The 17,012-nt window shown below is 72.2% G+C and carries 19 protein-coding genes and 3 pseudogenes; 8 read left to right on the top strand and 14 right to left on the bottom strand.

The window, feature by feature from the left end:
* Positions 1–17 precede the first annotated feature (17 nt).
* Entirely contained in the window at positions 18–182 is a 165-nt protein-coding gene (locus JNW89_RS08965; RefSeq protein ID WP_238448508.1) for a hypothetical protein, read from the bottom strand.
* Positions 179–1,570, bottom strand: coding sequence for a class I adenylate-forming enzyme family protein (locus JNW89_RS08960; RefSeq protein ID WP_238448507.1), 1,392 nt, complete (start codon positions 1,568–1,570; stop codon positions 179–181). The genes JNW89_RS08965 and JNW89_RS08960 overlap by 4 nt, the downstream gene beginning before the upstream one ends.
* A 652-nt stretch (positions 1,571–2,222) precedes the next feature.
* Here JNW89_RS08960 and JNW89_RS08955 point away from each other — a divergent pair.
* The 7 genes from JNW89_RS08955 (at position 2,223) to JNW89_RS08925 (ending at position 5,812) form a co-directional block, all read left to right on the top strand.
* Positions 2,223–2,930, top strand: coding sequence for a hypothetical protein (locus tag JNW89_RS08955; RefSeq protein ID WP_238448506.1), 708 nt, complete (start codon positions 2,223–2,225; stop codon positions 2,928–2,930).
* 6 nt (positions 2,931–2,936) lie between these two features.
* Positions 2,937–3,506, top strand: coding sequence for a MauE/DoxX family redox-associated membrane protein (locus JNW89_RS08950; protein WP_238448505.1), 570 nt, complete (start codon positions 2,937–2,939; stop codon positions 3,504–3,506).
* On the top strand, positions 3,503–3,838 hold the full coding sequence (locus JNW89_RS08945; RefSeq protein ID WP_238448504.1) for a hypothetical protein: 336 nt from the start codon (positions 3,503–3,505) through the stop codon (positions 3,836–3,838). Before JNW89_RS08950 ends, JNW89_RS08945 begins: the two co-directional genes overlap by 4 nt.
* Positions 3,835–4,041 (top strand): hypothetical protein, encoded by a 207-nt coding sequence (locus JNW89_RS08940; protein WP_238448503.1) that lies wholly within the window; start codon positions 3,835–3,837, stop codon positions 4,039–4,041. The genes JNW89_RS08945 and JNW89_RS08940 overlap by 4 nt, the downstream gene beginning before the upstream one ends.
* Positions 4,038–5,051 carry a peptidoglycan-binding protein gene (locus tag JNW89_RS08935; protein ID WP_238448502.1) on the top strand — a complete coding sequence of 338 codons (1,014 nt, stop codon included), beginning with the start codon at positions 4,038–4,040 and terminating at the stop codon, positions 5,049–5,051. Before JNW89_RS08940 ends, JNW89_RS08935 begins: the two co-directional genes overlap by 4 nt.
* A complete protein-coding gene (locus JNW89_RS08930; RefSeq protein ID WP_238448501.1) occupies positions 5,048–5,227 on the top strand; it encodes a hypothetical protein in 180 nt (59 codons plus the stop codon). Before JNW89_RS08935 ends, JNW89_RS08930 begins: the two co-directional genes overlap by 4 nt.
* Before the next feature lie 114 nt (positions 5,228–5,341).
* On the top strand, positions 5,342–5,812 hold the full coding sequence (locus tag JNW89_RS08925) for a hypothetical protein (RefSeq protein ID WP_238448500.1): 471 nt from the start codon (positions 5,342–5,344) through the stop codon (positions 5,810–5,812).
* Between the two features lie 113 nt (positions 5,813–5,925).
* On the opposite strand, the gene JNW89_RS08920 is transcribed toward JNW89_RS08925, so the two are convergent.
* The 7 genes and pseudogenes from JNW89_RS08920 to JNW89_RS08890 form a co-directional block, all read right to left on the bottom strand.
* A complete protein-coding gene (locus JNW89_RS08920) occupies positions 5,926–6,492 on the bottom strand; it encodes a hypothetical protein (protein ID WP_238448499.1) in 567 nt (188 codons plus the stop codon).
* A 179-nt stretch (positions 6,493–6,671) separates the two neighbouring features.
* Entirely contained in the window at positions 6,672–7,613 is a 942-nt protein-coding gene (locus tag JNW89_RS08915; RefSeq protein ID WP_238448498.1) for a hypothetical protein, read from the bottom strand.
* A gap of 223 nt (positions 7,614–7,836) precedes the next feature.
* A complete protein-coding gene (locus JNW89_RS08910; RefSeq protein WP_238448497.1) occupies positions 7,837–8,463 on the bottom strand; it encodes a TetR/AcrR family transcriptional regulator in 627 nt (208 codons plus the stop codon).
* 112 nt (positions 8,464–8,575) lie between these two features.
* Positions 8,576–9,671: pseudogene (locus JNW89_RS08905) on the bottom strand (IS630 family transposase).
* Positions 9,672–9,757: 86 nt separating this feature from the next.
* The gene (locus JNW89_RS08900; RefSeq protein WP_238448496.1) at positions 9,758–10,735 is read right to left on the bottom strand and encodes an ABC transporter permease subunit; all 978 of its coding nucleotides are present in this window, start codon (positions 10,733–10,735) and stop codon (positions 9,758–9,760) included.
* Positions 10,732–11,630, bottom strand: a pseudogene (locus tag JNW89_RS08895) (ABC transporter ATP-binding protein). Before JNW89_RS08895 ends, JNW89_RS08900 begins: the two are co-directional and overlap by 4 nt.
* Positions 11,627–12,022, bottom strand: coding sequence for a GntR family transcriptional regulator (locus JNW89_RS08890; RefSeq protein ID WP_238448495.1), 396 nt, complete (start codon positions 12,020–12,022; stop codon positions 11,627–11,629). Before JNW89_RS08890 ends, JNW89_RS08895 begins: the two are co-directional and overlap by 4 nt.
* 336 nt (positions 12,023–12,358) lie before the next feature.
* Here JNW89_RS08890 and JNW89_RS08885 point away from each other — a divergent pair, with 336 nt between their 5' ends.
* The gene (locus JNW89_RS08885; protein ID WP_238448494.1) at positions 12,359–12,901 is read left to right on the top strand and encodes a hypothetical protein; all 543 of its coding nucleotides are present in this window, start codon (positions 12,359–12,361) and stop codon (positions 12,899–12,901) included.
* Here JNW89_RS08885 and JNW89_RS08880 read toward each other — a convergent pair.
* From JNW89_RS08880 to JNW89_RS08860, 5 genes and pseudogenes are all read right to left on the bottom strand, one after another.
* Positions 12,879–13,199 carry a multidrug efflux SMR transporter gene (locus tag JNW89_RS08880; protein ID WP_088961664.1) on the bottom strand — a complete coding sequence of 107 codons (321 nt, stop codon included), beginning with the start codon at positions 13,197–13,199 and terminating at the stop codon, positions 12,879–12,881. The two genes, JNW89_RS08885 and JNW89_RS08880, sit on opposite strands and share 23 nt — an antisense overlap.
* A gap of 54 nt (positions 13,200–13,253) precedes the next feature.
* Positions 13,254–14,505 (bottom strand): annotated as a pseudogene (locus tag JNW89_RS08875) (beta-ketoacyl synthase N-terminal-like domain-containing protein).
* Positions 14,506–14,519: 14 nt separating this feature from the next.
* Complete coding sequence (locus JNW89_RS08870; protein ID WP_238448493.1) at positions 14,520–15,788, bottom strand: beta-ketoacyl synthase; 1,269 nt, start codon at positions 15,786–15,788, stop codon at positions 14,520–14,522.
* Positions 15,785–16,189: a cupin domain-containing protein gene (locus JNW89_RS08865; RefSeq protein ID WP_238448492.1), complete on the bottom strand. Its 405-nt coding sequence runs from the start codon at positions 16,187–16,189 to the stop codon at positions 15,785–15,787. The genes JNW89_RS08870 and JNW89_RS08865 overlap by 4 nt, the downstream gene beginning before the upstream one ends.
* Positions 16,182–16,892, bottom strand: a complete 711-nt coding sequence (locus tag JNW89_RS08860; RefSeq protein ID WP_238448491.1) for an SRPBCC family protein — start codon at positions 16,890–16,892, stop codon at positions 16,182–16,184. The genes JNW89_RS08865 and JNW89_RS08860 overlap by 8 nt, the downstream gene beginning before the upstream one ends.
* Between the last annotated feature and the right edge of the window lie 120 nt (positions 16,893–17,012).

The following is a 17,012-nucleotide window of genomic DNA, read 5'->3' as shown; positions in this document are numbered from 1 at the left end:
TTCGCCGAGCGGGCCGGTCACGGGGCCGCCGCCCGCAGCGCGGTGACCGAGCGGACCAGCTTGCCGGTGGTGGTCCGGGGCAACTGGTCGACCAGGTGCCGGCCGCCCACGGCGAGGTCGAGGTGTCGGTGCGGTTGGCGTAGCGGGCCGGTGCCCGGGTGTTCGCCGAGCGGGCCGGTCACGGGGCCGCCGCCCGCAGCGCGGTGACCGAGCGGACCAGCTTGCCGGTGGTGGTCCGGGGCAACTGGTCGACCAGGTGCAGGGTGCGGGGGCGCTTGTAGCCGGCGAGCCGCTCGGCGAGGAGCTTGTCCAGCACCTCCTCCGACAGCGGGCCGTCGGGTTGCACGTACGCGGTGATGCCGTCGTCGTACAGGACCACGGCGGCGGCCACCCCGGGCAGCCCGGTGAGGGTGGCCTCGACCTCGGTGAGGTCCACCTTCATCCCGCCGATGGAGACCTGCGAGTCGAGCCGGCCCTTGACGGTGACCAGACCGGTCGCCGGGTCGACGGTGCCGGCGTCGCGGGTGTGCAGCCAGCCGTCGGCCCAGCGGGTGGGGTCGCTGAGCCCCACGTACGGCGACGCCGGGCAGCTCACCCAGAGTTCGCCGTCGGACTCGCGGACCTCGATGCCGGGGGCGGGCGCGATCGACGGGCGGTGCCGTCCGTACAGGTCGGTGCCGATCACCCCGACCTCCGTCATCCCGTACATGTTGCCCAGCGGGACGCCGAAGCGGTCGGCGAACGCCTGCGCGGCGGCGGCCGGGACCAGTTCCCCGCCGGTGGTCATCCGCGTGAACTGCGGCAGCGGGCGGTCCGGTCGAGTGGAGGCGAGCAGTCCGATGTGGAAGGGGACGCCGAGCACCGTGGCCGGGGTGTCCTGGGCGGCGACGGCGGCCAGGATCGCCTCGCCGCCGAGCCGCTCCGGCGGGACCAGCTCCACGCCGGCGTGCAGGCCGTAGAGCAGGCCGCCGACCAGGCCGAGCACGTGCACCATGGACGGCAGCAGGATGATCCGCTCGCCGGGCAGCGCCACCCCGTCGATCCGGGTGTAGCGGCGCACCTCGGCGACCAGGTCAGCCGCGGTGCGACCGATCACCTTGGACGGCCCGGTGGAGCCGGAGCTGAGCTGGATCACCGCGTGGCCGCTGGTGGCCGGGGCGTCCGAGTGGGCCGTGACGCCCTCGGTGACGTCGACGAAGATCCGCAGCGCGCCGCCGCCGGTGCGGACCGGTGCGACGACCACCTGCGGGGTGAGCCGGTCCAGCGCCCGGTCCACCTCGTGGTCGGTGAGCCGGTGGTCGAGCAGCACCGCCTGGGCGCCGGTGCGCCAGGTCGCCAGCAGGTTCACCACGTACGCCAGCGACGGCGGCAGCCGCAGCGCGGCGGCGCCGCCGGGGCGCAGTCCGGCCGCGGCGAGACGGGCCTGCGCCTCGCCGACCAGGCGGCGCAGGGTGCCCCGGTCGACCGGCTCCGGCAGACGGAGACAAATGTCGGTCGAATTGCCTGTTAACAATATTTGGTCAACCCAGCTCGGGTCTGTCGCCGTAGAATCTTCCGTCGGACGATCCATGGTCACTGCCGTCCACCGCCCAGCGTCAAATAGGGCGGAATCCGCCCATCAAGTGCGTCTTTCGGGGTGCTGTCGGAACCCTACGACAGGCCGGAAAGCCATTGCTAGATGCAAATGGCTAGATCAGAAAGAGCGGCCGGCCGGATTGCCGACACTCGATCGGACAGGCAGGATCAGGCGCGTCCGCCGGGTCGGGACACCACCGGCCGGGCCGTCGTGCGCCCGGAGTCGACGACGAGGCACCGCAGCGGCCGGTGACCGCCTCGCGGCTCGGTCTTTTCGGCCTGGTCACACACCATTCAGGGACGGAGCACGGCTCGGTTCCCCGAGATGTGCGCCCCGGCAGATCCGGCGGCGGCGCACCGAGCCCGACCCCCGCCCACAACGCCGGTCGCGACCGGACAGCCGTCGCTACGGCATGGCACGATCTGGACAGTTGTCGCTCGAAGTGGACGTGTCGGTCCTCTGCTGGAAATATCCGTACGCTCATCGGCCTTTCGCCTCAGTGGAAATCGCGGGGGAATCGATGAGCGCATGAGTGATTCCCGGGCGTGCGGTGACACGAGCAGGCACATTGGGCTTGTCAGAGATAGTTGAGGCGCGGATGATGTGAGGCCACCACGTGCCGTACCCACGGGGGGAGGTGGCGGGGATGGTAGCCGCGGAGGCAGCTGTCGCACACCGCGCCATGGACGGCCGGCGGTTCCGGCTCAGCGGCCCACTGGACTTCAGCGCGCCGTTCACCTCGGTGGTCGAGCTGACCATCGCCGGCCGGCGGCACGAGCTCACGGCCGGCTCGGTCGGCCTGGCCGACGAACTGGCCCAGGCGCTCGGCGTCGACGACTTCGACGAGAAGCTGACCTATCAGGGTGGCACCCTGTTGACGGCGCGCGCACGGTCGTACGACGCGCAGATCCGGCTGACCGAGGACCGGCTGGTGGCGGCGTGGCGAGGGCGCCGGTACTGCTTCGTCACCCAGCTGTACGGCGCCTCGACGGCGCAGCTGCTCGCGATGCTGCGGACACTGCGGATCACCGAGCACGACGACGGCGTCATCGTGCGCCCCGACACCAGGGTCGGCAGCCGGTTCGCCGCGCCGGCAACGGTGATCAAGCAGGTGCCCGGGCTCGGCCTGCTGGACATGACGCCGCTCACCGCGGAGCGCACGCGACAGCTGCCGTCGTGGCGAGGGTTGCGGACTCAGGCGGGAGAACTCTTCCGGGACACGCTCTCGGACGGCAGGCCCTACTTCGTGCTCGCCGCCGCGGACACCTGGGTGACCGTGCTGCCACTGGCCGACACGGTGCTCGACCGGGTACCGGACCTGGTGGACCGGCTACGCGTCCAGTCGGCCGAGTAGGCCGTCGTGTCCGCTCTGGTGGCCAGCGTCGCGGCGTACACCGTGCTGCTCACCCTGCTCCTCGCCTGCGGTGAGCACCTCTCGAAGCCGGCGACGCTGTCGACAGCGCTGGCCGCCCACCGGGTGGTTCCCGCGCCGGCCACCGTCGCGGCGGTGGTCATCGCGGCCGAGGGCCTGCTCGGCGTGGCCGGAGTCGTCGCCCTGCTCCGCGACGACGGTGGCCGGTTGCTGGGCGTGGTCCTGGCCGGCAGCGTCGCACTGCTCGCCACGTACGCGGGTTACGGCTGGTACGTCCGGTCGACCGGGCGGGCCGTCCCCTGCGGGTGCTCACGGGTCGAGGTGCCGATGACCGGCTGGGTGGTGGCGCGCGCGGCCACGCTCGCCGGCCTGGCCCTGCTCGGATCACTTCTCTCCGGCGCGGTCGTGCCGGTGGGGCGAGCCGGCACCTCACTCACCATCGTCCTGCTCGCCGCGGCGACGTTCACCGCGCTCCTGGCGCACCTGCCCGCCGCCATGCACGACCCGACCCCGGACCGGCCGGCGGCCGGGGTGACCCGAGGAGGCGTACCCGGATGAGTTTCCAGACGAGCGCGCTGATTCTGAGCTGGATCGCGATCCTGCTGCTGGCCCTCGTGGTGTCCGGCCTGGTACGTCAGGTGCACGCCCTGTCCACCGGCACCGTCGGCCGCCCCGGGTCCGTCGGCCTGCGGCCCGGCTCGCCGGCGCCCCGGTTCCGCGACCTGGCGCCGCCGTCCCCGGCCACCCTGGTCCTGCTCTTTCTGGATCCCGCTGCGCGACCTGCGACCAACTGCTCGACGCGGCCGCCGAACACACCCGACGGACCGACGTCGTGCTTCGGGTCCTCTACCGCGACACCGTCCCGCCCCGAGCGGCGGACCTGCCGATGACCGTCCTCGGCGAGCAGGCGGACCTGTTCGACCGGTACGACGCGATCGCCACCCCGTTCGCGGTCGTGATCGACGCGACCGGCCGGATCCGACGCTCCGAGCCCGTCGGCTCCGGGGCGGCCCTGCGCCACCTGCTCGACGAGGTCGACGACCTGTCCGGCGACGACACCGTCCACCCGATCCGACGGGGAGGCACGCGATGACCACCCTCGACGCGGTGCCCGCGCTGCGGGGAACGGACCCGGGTACCGGCACCGCGTCCCGCCGGCGTGCGCCGGCGAGCCGGACCAGGAATGGTCTGACCATGTCCTGGGCGCTGTCCCGCCGCACGCTGCTGCAGGCCGGCACCGCGCTGGGAATGGCCGCGCTGAGCATCTTCCCGGCGGCCCGCCGCGCCTACGCCGACGGATACGACATCTACGGCAGCTGCCCGAGCTACGCCAGCGACCACAACTGTTCCCCCGGCTGCGGCCCGAGCCCGATCTTCGCCGCCGCCTGCAACACCAGCGGGACGAACACGGGCTTCCACAAGAACGACGGCACGACCTGGATCCTGCGGCCGAACCAGTGCTACGCCGGCACGTACGACGGCTGGCTGTGGCGCTACCAGGGCGCGTGCGGCGCGTGCGCCTGCTCGGTGGAGCGCCGCTGCCACGACGGCTACCGGCAGACCAGCTCGGGCTGGGTGCGGTCGATCTGCCGCTGGAACACCGACTGCGGGTGCCTCACCTCAATCGGCTGGCCCAGCACCAGGCGTGGCCAGACCGGCCCGAACGTCTACACGGTGCAGCACCTGCTGACCGCCTGGCACTACTCCACCACGGTGGACGGCAACTTCGGCAGCGGCACCGAGACCAGGGTGAAGCAGTTCCAGTCGGCCAGGGGAATCCCGGCGACCGGCGTCGTCGACGCCCAGACCTGGCCCGCCCTCGTGGCCACGGTGTCGGCCGGCGGCATCACGGTGGGCCGGGTGGTCGACCCCCGGCCGCGGCTGCCCATCGTCGGGGCCACCGCGCACCATCCGTACGCCGGAGACGTCGTGCGTGGCGTGCAGCGGCAACTCAACAAGCACGCGTACGGGCTGACCGTCGACGGGGTCTTCGGTTCGGGGACGGAATCCGCGGTACGGGACTTCCAGCGGCAGAACGGGCTCGACGTCAACGGCGTCGTGGGACAGAGCACCTGGCGGACGCTCACCGGCGGCGCCGTATGACGGGTCAGTCGCCACCCGTACGACCCGTTCGGTGGCTGCGCCGGTGGGCCACCGACCCGCTCGTACCCGTCCTGCTGCTCACCGCCGGCGCGATGCTCGCCGCCGCCTACGGGCACGTGCTCACCTGGGCGGTGGTCGGCGGGCTGGCGGGCTACACGCTCTCCGGCTCGGTTTGAACCCGCAACAGCGCGTACGCGCTAGCCTCGCCCGGGCGGCGAGATCGGCATCCGCAGGGGACGCTCCTCACCCTGTTCGTCCTGGGGCTGCTCGCCGGTGGCCTGCTCAGCGGGGTGGTCCTCGGGGCGCTCTCCGGACTGTCGGCGCCGCTGCCGGTGTCCTGGCGGTACGCGGCCGTCGTGGCGGTGGCGCTGCTGGGAGTGCTCCGGGACGCCAAGGTGGTGCGCATCCCCCTGCCGCAGAATGCCCGTCAGGTGCCGCAGGACGTGCTGCGGCCCAGCCCGCGGCGCGGAGCGCTGCGATTCGGATTCGAACTCGGCACCGGCGTGCGGACGTACCTGTCGGCCACCGCCCCGTACGTGCTCGCGATCGCGATTCTTCTCGCCGGTCAGCGCCTGCAGCTCGCCGCACTCGCCGGTGTCGGTTTCGGCGCGGGGCGCGCCGCCACCCCGCTCATCCGCCGCGCCTCCGGGGCGGTCGAGGGCTGGGACGCCGACCTGCCCGCACGGCTTCGCACCATCACCGTCACCGGATGCGCCGCGCTCGCCGCCGCCTTCGGCCTGCTCTTCCTGCACCAGGTGTAGTGGCCGCGCGACGTCGGCACCGTCGCGATACCGCGACCGGGCCGGCAACGGCCCGGCATGCGCCCCTGGTCCGGCGGACGCACCATCGCCGCCGCGCCCGACGGACTCACCCGTCACCGCTGAGCGTTGAGAAATCCGATGGCGGTGGCGGTCCACCAGCCGGCCTGGGAGGTCACCATGACCAGGGTCGCCGCCAGCAGGACCCCGCGCGGTGGGGCGTTTCCGTTCAGTTCCGCCAACCGCTCCTGCACCTGCCGCGCGTAGAGACCATTGATCGCCACGGCCAACACCGCGACCAGCTTGACGACGGTCCACGGTGCGGACGTGTCGGGGGCGAGAACCACACCGCTGGCCGTCAGGCCGCCCAGGCCGAGCCAGACCGGCGTGTGGACGCCGTACGCGACCTGCACGACGGTCGCCAGCTCCCGGCGTCGTAGCAGCCACATCAGAGCGAACCAGTCCAGCGTCAACACCGCGCCGAAGCCCAGCACCATCGCGGCGAGGTGAGCGAAGAGCGCGACCTGCCGGACGCTCGCACTGGTGCGCAGGTGCGGGGCGCCCAGGAACATCGCCGTCCAGACGACCAGCAGCGCCAGCGCCAGGAGGTGGCACGTGGTCCGGCGCCAGGGCCGGGAGCGGCGCAACCGGGTGACGGGGGCGCTCCCATCCAGAGTTGACATGGCACTCTCCGCAGGTCGGAACCGTCCTACATCGGAATGTCCCGATGTGGTTGCGCGCTTTCCGGGTAGGCCCCGTCCGACACACCGTCCGGGGGCGAGGTCGGTGGATGACGCCGGAGGGGCGTGGGCGGGCCGGGCACCGCGCCGGCCCGCCCACCCGACGTCCCTCGATCGCGCCGTCAGCCCGTCGCGATCCAGCCGGTCATGATGCCCATGACGTTCTCGTGGGGATGGTCGGCCACGTAGTGGGCCGCGACCTCCAGGACATCACCCCGGCGGATGGTCGTGATCGGAGAGCCCGCACAGGGTGGGGCACTGGAGATCTCGGGGTTGCCGTGGGGGTCGATGAACTCCGGTGAGCCACCTGACACCACGGTGACCGCGCATATTCGTTGGCCGGTGGTGACGTTGGTGGTCGTGATGGTCCGGCCGCCGTGGTGCAGGTGACCCTTCATGTAGACGATCCGACCGTTCACCGTCGAGGTCCACCGTGCGGTTCGGGTGACACTTCCGGCGGGGACGTCGAAGGTGGGGTTGAGGCAGCTGACCACGTCCAACCACATCGGGGTGACCGGCGTCAGTCGCCGGGCGGCCTCGCCGGTGACGTAGGTGTACTCGAGGGAGATGTAGACGCTCTTCTCCTCGTGGGCATGGTTCATCAGGTCGTACACCATGCTCCAGCGGTCGCCCGAGTCGATCCGCATGCCGTAGCCGGCGGGCAACGTCACCGGGGTCCGTTCGTTGCCCGTCGAGAACACGCGTTTCGGACCGAGTCCGCCGAGACGGCACACCAGATCCGGCTCACCGAGCTGACCGATGACCGCGTGGTGCAGCATCGGACCGGTGTTGACGTTCGCGTTCCGGCCGTCCTCGTACACCAGGTTCGGCTTGATCGCCGTCACCATGCACCGCTCGCACGGCTTGGCGATGTCGAGGGTCAGTCGGTTCCCGGTGCTGCCCATCTCGTCGTGGGTGTGGCCGGTGGCGGCGGGAAGAGTCCACGGCCCGTACCGGATGGTCCTCGTCTCAGTCGCGCCGATCTGCTGCTCGCGACTGTCCCCGGCGCTCGCCACCGGGATGTCGACGACCGCGGTACCGGCGACGGCGACCGCGAGAGCCACTGTCAATGTCAGCCTACGCACAGACACCATGTCCTCCTTGGGGGCTCCACCCGAACGGCTCCATATACGGACATATATGGCTACTGACCGTTCGGTAACTGGCTTCTGCCAGAATGACCACCACAGCGATCGATGTCAATGGATGGCGAGCCGACCTCCGGCTTGCATCTCGTGCGGGGGCGCAGGGAACTCGACTCGCACCCGAGCCTGAAGACCTGCCTACCTACGCCGGGTCCTCGTCCACCGGCAGCCCGTGCTGGCGGGCGAGCGCCAGCAGGGCGACGCACAGTTGCGGTACGGGCAGCGGCGTCACCGGACCGTCGAACCAGCGCGCCATCGCGGTCCCGCCGACCACGCTCAGCATGAAACGGGCGAGTTCGTCGGCGATGGCCGGGCGGTCGTCGAGGCCGAAGACGTGGCCGAGCGAATCGGTGGCCCACTGCCGCAGGGCCAACCGGTACTGCCGCAGCTCCGCGATGGCCGCGGCACCCATGCCCTCCTCGAGCATGCCGAGACCGAGCAGCAGCCGTAGGTCGTGTGGATGCTGCTCGAACGCGGCGCTGGCGCCGTCGAGGAACGCGGTGAGCCGCTCCCCCACCGTGTCGCCGGGCGGCCGGGTCCCCGGGAGCGAGCCGACGAGGTACTGGCGGGCACGGCGGAGCACGGCGAGGTAGATCCCGTCCTTGCTGCCGAAGTGCCAGTAGATCGAGCTGACCGGCGCCCCGGAGGCGGCGGAAATCTTCGAGATGGAGGCACCGGCGTAGCCGAGCCGCGCCATCAGTGCCGTGGCGGCGTCGAGGATCGCGTCGCGGGAGGGCACCTGGGCGCCGTGGAGGGCGGCGTCCTGCATGGCCTCGAGCCTAGTGCCGCGGCCTTTCACCGGCCTGCTCCGCCGAGGGTCACCTGGTCCAGATCCCTCTGATGAACAGTGGGGACAGCAACGGGCCTACAGGCCCTGCTCCTCACCGGCGTTGACGCTCGCTTCGGATCCTGGCTCGCTCGCGGCGTTGAGCGGCGAGTACATCCGGGTGGCGGGCGTTGGCGTTGCGCCAGCGCAGGTAGGCGTGCAGAGCGCGGGCCAGTGCTGGGTGGCTGGGGTGGTCGGAGCCGGCGACGACGAAGGTGCGCAGCGGTCCGAACTGGGCCTCGATCGGGTTGGCCCAGGAGGCGTAGGTCGGGGTGAAGCACAGCTCGACGTTGTGCCGGGCGGCCCAGGCGCGGATCTTGGCGCCCTTGTGGGCGGACAGGTTGTCCAGGATGACGTAGATCGGCGCACCGTCGGGGCAGGCCGACCGGATCGATTTGAGCGCGGTCAGGGTATTGGCTGCGGACTTGCCTCGGCGTACGACGCCCCACAGCATGTCCTGGCCCACTCTGTAGCAGCCGTGGAACTGCCGTACGCCGTGGCGCTTGTGGTAGTTGGCCGGCAACCGGCGGGGATGGCCCTTGCGGGACCCAGCCGCTGCCGGCGTGCGGGCGGATCGCCAGTGGGCCGAACTCGTCGAAGGCGAACACCCGGTCGGCGAAGCGGGCGGTCACCTCGTCGATGCGGGCCAACTTGGCGTCGCGGTCGGGATCGGTGGACTCCTTCCAGGTCTTGGTCCGTTGGAAGGTGATCTCGTGCTGATGCAGTAACTGCCGCAGTCGCTCCCGGCCGACCGGGACCCGCCGGGTCCCAGTGTTGTGGGCCAGGTGGTCGGCGAGCTTACGGATGCTCCAGCGGGTGAACGGCAGCCCGAAGGTCTCGGGCCGGGTGTTGGCCGTCGTGACGATGAACGCTTCGTCGTCAGGACTGATCTGGCGGGGACGGCCACCCGCCCACCGAGGGTCCAGGCTGGCCATCCCCATCTCGTTGAACCGATGGATGACCTGGCGGACCGAGTCCTCGTCGGCCTGCACCAGCCGGGCAATCGCCGCCACGGTGTTCCCACCGGCCGAGGCCAGCACCACCATCGCCCGACGCAGCCGAATCGCCGAGCCAGTACCTCTTCGAGTGATCCGCAGCAACTGCTGACCCTCCCGGTCAGACAGCCTCCGCACCCGCACAGGTTCTGCCATCCACACAGCGTGAACGTCGACACGCCGCCCGGCCGACAAGCCGAACAGCGTGTCGACCAACACCGTGAACGGTTGTGGTCAGGGCACTAGATCATACGGCGCCGTACCCGCCATACCACCACACCGATCAGGACCGCCGCGACGGCGACGAACAGGGCCGCCTCGATGAGCTGGAACGTCCAGAACCGGTCGGCCGGGTGGTGGATCTCGAACTGCTGGATGCCCCGCGCGTGCAGGAACTGGTTGAGGTTGGTGCCGGCCCGGTTGGCGGCGCCCTCCAGCTCGTAGTACTCGGTCCAGCTCAGCCTGCGCCCGGTGGCGTCTGCGTAGCCGTGTTCGATCATCCAGTCAGCGAAGCTGGGCACGGGCCGGTGCCCCGCCTGGTCCTTCGAGCCGCCGACGGGGACCGGCTCCATGGTGGTGAGCGGGGTGGCGTACGCGGGACGGGCCAACAGCGCCACCGGCATCCGGGCGGCGAGGAACGCCCCGAACGCGACGCCGAACGCGGGCAGGCTGCGCCGCAGGATTGCCCCGGCGGCGGTGGCGACGCCGAACGCGAACAGCGCGTACGCCACCGGAACAAGTCCCTCCAGGTCGAAGGCGTCGTACTGGAACCGCCCTTCCCACGCGTCGAATGGCTGACGGAACCAGGTGAGCACCGCGGTGAACAGCGCGGTGAGCGTGACGGTGACGCCGGCCAGTGCCGCGAGCTTGGCGGCCAGCCAGCGCATCCGCGGCACGGCCTGCGTCCAGGCGAGCTGCCAGGTGCCGCCCTCCAGTTCGCGCGCGAGCAGCGGCGCACCGAGGAACGCACCGATGACGACGGGGACCAGATAGAAGCCCGCCAGGAGGTTCTCGACGTACCCGTACCCCTCGTCGAGCCGGCGGAAGGAGGCCGCGCAGCCCTCGTTGATACCGGCCTCTCCCGCACACCGGGCGGGACCGCCGGGGAACAGGTCGTGGGCCTGCGTCCCGAGCACGAGCAGGGCAATGCCGAACATGCCGACAAGCAGACCCAGGACGCAGACCTCGGTCCGGTGCTGGCGCCAGATCAACCACGTCATGCCGCCACCCCCGACGTGACCGCGGCGCTCGGCTCGGACGGCCGGCGCAGGTACGCCAGCACCAGGTCCTCCAGCGCGACCGGCTGGGCCTGCCAGCCGGGCGCGGTGGTGATTGCGCCGTCGCGTACCAGCAGGGTCGTGTGCCGGTCGCTGTGGACGGCCTCCACGACGGCGCCGGCCCGGTCGAGGTCGGTGGCCGTGCGCGGGCCGACGAGCAGCCGGTGCTCGGCGAGGAGGGTGTCGATGTCACCGGTGAGCGTGACCCGGCCGTGGTTGAGCACGATCAGGTGGTCGCAGACGCGCTCCAGCTCGTGCACGAGGTGGGAGGAGAACAGGACGGTCACCCCGCCTTCGGCGACCGCGCCCATGAGGACCTGGAGGAACTCGTGCCGGGCCAGCGGGTCGAGGCTGGCCACCGGCTCGTCGAGGACGAGCAGGTCCGGTCGCTTCGCCAGGGCCAGGGCCAACGCGACCTGGGCCTGCTGCCCGCCGGAGAGCGTACCGGTTCTGCGGTCGAGTGGGATGCCCAGCTTCGCCAGCCGGCGTTCGGCCAGCCCCTGGTCGAACCGCAGGTTGCAGGCCCGGCCGAAGCGGAGCATCTCGGCGACGGTGAAGCGCTTGTACAGCGGGTGGTCCTGGGCCAGGAACCCGACCCGGGACAGGGTGTGCGGGGTGCTGGCGGTGACGTCGTGGCCGAGGACCTCCACGGTGCCGGTGCTCGGTGCCAGCAACCGACGACCAGGCGCAGCAGCGTGGTCTTGCCCGCGCCGTTCGGCCCGACCAGGGCGATCACGCCGCCGGCCGGCAGGGTCAGGGTGCAGTCGCGCAGCGCCCAGCCCTTCCGGTATCGCTTGCCCACACCGTCGGTGCGCAGCGCGAACTCGGTCTCTGTCACGCCACGTCCTCATTCCTGGTCTGCTGGTGGACGGAAGTAAAAAGCGCGTTGACCGCCTGCTCGTCGAGGCCGGCGGCGTAGGCGCGGCGCAGCCAGGTCGCCAGGCCGCGGCGCAGCGACGTGTACGTCGATGCCGGCATCGCGGCCGACTGCTGTTCATTGACGAACGTGCCCTGGCCGGGCCGGCCGGTGACCAGGTTCTCCTGCTCCATCTGCCGGTACGCCTTGGCGACGGTGTTCGGATTGATCGCCAGGTCCTCGACCACCTCGCGGATGAGCGGGAGGCGGTCGCCGGGTTGGAGGAAGCCCAGCAGCACTGCCTGGCGGACCTGCTGGACGAGTTGCAGGTACGGCGGCACGCCGGAGTGGGTGTCGAGCCGGAAGACGAACACGGTAGCCCCTTACTGCTTTACTAGGGTCATAGTAAAGCAGCAAGTTGGCGGTCAAGAGAGCCGGCGCGCCCGCACGACCGCGGCACCGGATCCGGGCGCACGCCTGCCCCGACCGCCGGCGGGTACCCGCGCGGTCGGGGCGCGGCGGCGACAGTGACAACGGACCAGCGATGTACGCGATGAGGCGGCTGGCCGCGTGGACCGCGGCTGGGGCACGTATCGGTACAGCGTGTCAACCAACACCGTGAACGCTTGTGGTCAGGGCACTAGCTGCGCCGAGATCGGCCCGACCGCCTCCGCAACACGAGCACGATCCCCCCGACGGCGCTGCCGGTGATGGTGGCGATCGCCGGGATTGCGGCCAACGCAGTGGTGCCGATCTCCGACCCGCTGGCCAGGACGATCCAGAGCAACGCGCCGATGGAGATCACCGCGATGACCATCAGCGCCGCGATCAGGATGTTCTCGGTGCCGGTCGTCGCGGCGGCGCGGCAGAATGGACAGCCGGTCCTCCTCCCCCTTCCCGCAGGAGTGCAGATGGTCGCCCTTCGATCCCGCCGCCTGGAGTCCGTCTTCGGCACGACGCTGGACGCCCTCGCGGCCCGCCACATCCACGACCTGGTCCCCTCCGGAGCCCAGGAGTCGGTCGACCTAGACTTCAAGGCCACGCTCTACGGGTGCGCCGACCCCGACAAGCGAGCGCTCGCAGGCGACGTCGTCGAGACGCTGCTGCCCGACGGGACCGAGACGCCGGCGGCCACGGCGTCGCCTCTGCCGTCCGTCGAGCCGACCACGCCGACCGCCACACCGGATCCCGCACCCGCCGGATCCCCATCCGCGATCGGTGGCACCGTCCTCAGTGCGCGCCGCCGAGGTTGAGCACCACCACCCCGGCGATGACCAGGCCGACGCCGACCACCTTGGTCACGCTCAGCGGCTCACCGAGGAAGACCGCGCCGATCGCCACGATCGCCGCGGTGCCGAGCCCGGACCACACGGCGTACGCCACCCCGACCGGAATGTCCCGCACCGCCAGGGCGAGCAGCAGGAACGCCGCCAGGTACGACCCGGCGAGGCCGACCGTCGGCCAGAGCCGGGTGAACCCGTCGGTGGCCTTGAGCAGGCTGGTGCCGAACACCTCGGCGGAGATCGCGAGCAGCAGGAACAGGTACGCCATGCCCGCGATCCTCCGCCATCCCGATCGGCGGCGGATGACCTCGGGGCGCGGCCGCTACTCCTCCGCCGCTCTCGGCGCCGGTGGCGCCCCGCGCAGCACCAGCGCGCTGTTGAATCCGTCGAAGCCGCGCGCGCCCACCAGGGCGACCCGGTGGCGCGGCTGCCGGGGCGTCCGCAGGAAGTCCAGTTCACAGCCGGGCGCCGGCTCCCGGGGCCCGGCCGACGCGGGCAACTCGTCGTGCCGGAAGGCGAGCAGCGCGGTGGCCACGTCCAGCGCCGACCCGCCCTGGTGGGCCCGGCCGGTCAGCGGCTTGTGGGTGGTCACCGGCGGCGGCCGGTCGCCGAAGACGGCGCGCAGCGCCTCGGGCCTCGCCGCGGTCGTAGCGGGGCACGCCCAGCGCGTCTGGCAGCACCACGTCCACCTCGTCGGCGGTGACGCCGGCCCGGTCCAGGGCCAGCCGCATCGCCCGGGCGTACTGGTCCGGGTCGCCGGCGGTGTCGGGGCCGGTGTGGGCGGCGTCGTGGGTGGCCGCCCAGCCGCTGACCTCGCCGTAGATCCGGGCGCCCCGGGCCCGCGCGTGGCCCAGTTCCTCCACCACGAAGACCGCCCCGCCCTCGGCGGGCACGTAGCCGCCGGCCGAGCGGTCGAACGGCCGGTACGCCGCCTCCGGGTCGGCGCCGTCGCTGAGCAGTCCGGAGCGGAGCTGGCAGGCCAGCGCGTACGGGCTCAGCGGGCACTCGGTCGCCCCGGCGATCACCACCGGGGTGCCCCGGCGCACGGTGCGCACCGCGTGGGCGAGGCTGTCCAGGCCGCCGGCGGTCTCGGCGACCAGTACCCCGCACGGCCCCTTGAACTGGTGGTGGATGGAGAGCTGCCCGACGCTGGCGGCGTAGAACCAGGCGATCGACTGGTACGCCCCGACGGTGCGGGACGACCCGCCCCAGAGCCGTTGCAGCTCCCGCTGCCCGAACAGGTTGCCCCCGGACGAGCTGGCCAGGGTGACCGCCCACCCGTACGGATCGGGGGCCCGCTCGGGCAGGCCGGCGTCGGCCAGCGCCAGCCGGGTCGCGGCGAAGCCCAGGTGGGTCCACCGGTCGGTCTGCACGAGCTGCCGGTTGTCGACGTACGCCGCCGCGTCGAAGTCGGCCACCTCGCCGGCGACCCGGGTCGGGTAGCTCGCCGGGTCGAACAGGGTGATCGGCCCGGTGCGCCGGATGCCGTCGCGCACCGTGCGCCAGTGCGCGTCGACGCCGATGCCGCTGGGCGCCACCACCCCGATGCCGGTGACCACCGCCCGGGCGCTCACCCCGCCCGGGCCGGTCACGCCGCCACCGCCAGCCGGCGGAACAGCATCGCGGACTGGAAGCCGCCGAAGCCGCTGCCCACCGAGAGCGCCACGTCCACCGGCGTCTCCCGGGCCACGTTGGGCACGTAGTCCAGGTCGCACTCCGGGTCCCGGGTGGCCCAGTTGGCGGTGGGCGGCACCACGCCGTACTCGATCGCCAGGGCGCAGGCGGCCATCTCGATCGAGCCGATCGCGCCGAGCGAGTGCCCGACCATGCTCTTGATCGAGCTGACCGGCACCCGGTACGCGGCCTCGCCGAGCGCCCGCTTGAACGCCGCCGTCTCGTGCCGGTCGTTCTGCCGGGTGCCGGAGCCGTGCGCGCTGATGTAGGAGACGTCCGACGGGGACAGCCGCGCCTGCCGCAGCGTGTCACTGATGGCCAGCGCCATCTCCACCCCGTCGGGCCGCAGCCCGGTCATGTGGAAGCCGTTGCTGCGGCTGGCGTACCCGGCCAGTTCGCAGTAGACGTGCGCGCCGCGCCGGCGGGCGTGTTCCCACTCCTCCAGCACCAGCACCGCGGCGCCCTCGGCGAGGACGAAGCCGTGCCGGTCGGCGTCGAACGGCCGGGAGGCGTGCGCCGGGTCGTCGTTGTCCGGGCTGGTCGCCTTGATCGCGTCGAACGAGGCGACGGTGACCGGGGAGATGGGCGAGTCGGCGGCCCCGGCGAGCACCATATCGGCCTCGCCGTCGACGATCAGCTGGTGGGCGTACCCGATGGCGTCGATGCCGGAGGTGCAGCCGGTGGAGATCACCTGGGCGGGGCCGTGCAGCCCGTGCCGGCAGGCCACGTCGGCGGCCAGGCTGCTCGGCACCAGGGCCTGGTAGAGGTACGGCCCGCCGAGGGCGTGGTCGACCAGCCAGTGCCGGCCGGAGTCGCTGACCCGGACGTACTCCTGTTCCAGGGCCATGGTGCCGCCGACGGCGGTGCCGAGCACCACCCCGGTCACCTGCCGGTCGGCGTCGGTGAGGTCCAGGCCGCTGTCGGCCAGCGCCTCGGCGGAGCAGGCCAGGGCGAACTGCACGTACCGGTCGGCGCGCTGCCGCTCGGCGAGGCTGAGCCCGGCGGCGTCGGCGTCGAAGTCGCACTCGGCGGCGATCTGGGAGCGGAACGGCGACGGGTCGAAGAAGCTGATCCGCCGGGTCGCCGTCCGCCCCTCGGTGACGGTCTTCCAGAACCTGTCCCGGGTGGCGCCGCCCGGCGCGACCACCCCGACGCCGGTGACGACCGTGCGGCGCCCGGTCACGACGCGCCCCGCTGTTCGACCAGTTCGGTGTCGACGTGGCCGAGTTCCGGGCGGGGGGCGAGGGGGCCCAGGTGGAAGACCACCTCGGCGGGCTCGTCGCCGGTGTTGCGCAGCCGGTGCCGGACGTTGCGCGGCACGAACAGCGCCTCGCCGGCCGCCAGCTCCACCGGCTCGTCGTCCAGGTCGACGGTGATGGCGCCCCGCGCGACGTACAGGAACTCCTCGCTGTACGGGTGGTAGTGCTCGGCGATCCGCTCCCCGCAGGCGAGCGCCGCCACCCCCATGAAGCCCGACGTGCTGCCGACGGTCTTCGGGCCGAGCAGCACCCGCAGCTCGCCGCCGCGGCGCCGGTCGGCGGTCACGTCGCGGGCGGCGACCAGTCCGGTGGTGATCTCACTCATCGTCGCCTCCCGCGTACGCCCGCTCGACGCGCTCCTTGATGACGGCCAGCTGCACCCGGCTGTTCGCGTTGATCCGGGCGGTCATGCCGGCGTTGTCGACCGGTGCGGTCGGCTTCATCGCGAAGTCCTGCACCCAGGTCATCCGGACGCCCTCGGGTTCCTCGGTGTAGCGCCAGTGGATGCGCATGTACTCGAACGGCCCGGTCTCCACCCGGTGCGCCCGCACCTGGCGGCTGGCCGGGTCGGCGGTGCGTTCGCTGACCCAGCTCCAGGCGATCCCGTTCTCGTCGGGGTGCATGGTGAGCCGGAAGCGGACGGTGTCGCCCTCCTGGTGCAGGATCTCCACCGCGGCGTACTCGGTGAACAGGTCGGTCCAGCGCGCCACGTCGTTGGTGATCTCCCAGACCAGCGGCAGGGGCGCGGCGATCACGATGCTGTTCTCGGTGTGGCCGGGTGGCTGGGCGCGGCGGGCGACCAGGTCGGCGACGGCGGGGATGCTGAGCTGTCCGGCCTGCTCGGGGATCTGCACCCGCCACCGGTCGGCCACCACGGCGGAGAGTTCCAGCAGGGCCAGCGAGTCCATGCCCAGCTCCTCGAGCGAGGCGGCGGGGGCGCGGGCGGCCGCGTCGGCGTCCAGGCCGCAGTGCGCCACCAGGATGTCGGTGATCTCGGTGGTGAGCGGCTGGCCGTGGGTGACGGTCATCGGGGTCCTCCTCGGAACGGTCAGGACTGGTCGGTGGCCGGTGCCGCGGTGGCGGCGACCGGACGGGCGGTGGGGCGGGGTCCGGGTACGGTCCCGCCGGTTCGTGCCGGGAGCGCGGCC

Source organism: Micromonospora sp. 4G55 (assembly GCF_016803375.1).
Note: the sequence above shows the minus strand (reverse complement) of the source record. Positions and strands in the feature narration are given on the sequence as shown.

Bases quoted from the DNA above. Each gene is read 5' to 3' on its own strand.
- JNW89_RS08960 (WP_238448507.1), bottom strand. From the start codon at position 1,570: ATGGATCGTCCGACGGAAGATTCTACGGCGACAGACCCGAGCTGGGTT.
- JNW89_RS08955 (WP_238448506.1), top strand. From the start codon at position 2,223: ATGGTAGCCGCGGAGGCAGCTGTCGCACACCGCGCCATGGACGGCCGG.
- JNW89_RS08945 (WP_238448504.1), top strand. From the start codon at position 3,503: ATGAGTTTCCAGACGAGCGCGCTGATTCTGAGCTGGATCGCGATCCTG.
- JNW89_RS08940 (WP_238448503.1), top strand. From the start codon at position 3,835: ATGACCGTCCTCGGCGAGCAGGCGGACCTGTTCGACCGGTACGACGCG.
- JNW89_RS08935 (WP_238448502.1), top strand. From the start codon at position 4,038: ATGACCACCCTCGACGCGGTGCCCGCGCTGCGGGGAACGGACCCGGGT.
- JNW89_RS08930 (WP_238448501.1), top strand. From the start codon at position 5,048: ATGACGGGTCAGTCGCCACCCGTACGACCCGTTCGGTGGCTGCGCCGG.
- JNW89_RS08920 (WP_238448499.1), bottom strand. From the start codon at position 6,492: ATGTCAACTCTGGATGGGAGCGCCCCCGTCACCCGGTTGCGCCGCTCC.
- JNW89_RS08910 (WP_238448497.1), bottom strand. From the start codon at position 8,463: ATGCAGGACGCCGCCCTCCACGGCGCCCAGGTGCCCTCCCGCGACGCG.
- JNW89_RS08900 (WP_238448496.1), bottom strand. From the start codon at position 10,735: ATGACGTGGTTGATCTGGCGCCAGCACCGGACCGAGGTCTGCGTCCTG.
- JNW89_RS08885 (WP_238448494.1), top strand. From the start codon at position 12,359: ATGGTGGCGATCGCCGGGATTGCGGCCAACGCAGTGGTGCCGATCTCC.
- JNW89_RS08880 (WP_088961664.1), bottom strand. From the start codon at position 13,199: ATGGCGTACCTGTTCCTGCTGCTCGCGATCTCCGCCGAGGTGTTCGGC.
- JNW89_RS08865 (WP_238448492.1), bottom strand. From the start codon at position 16,189: ATGAGTGAGATCACCACCGGACTGGTCGCCGCCCGCGACGTGACCGCC.
- JNW89_RS08860 (WP_238448491.1), bottom strand. From the start codon at position 16,892: ATGACCGTCACCCACGGCCAGCCGCTCACCACCGAGATCACCGACATC.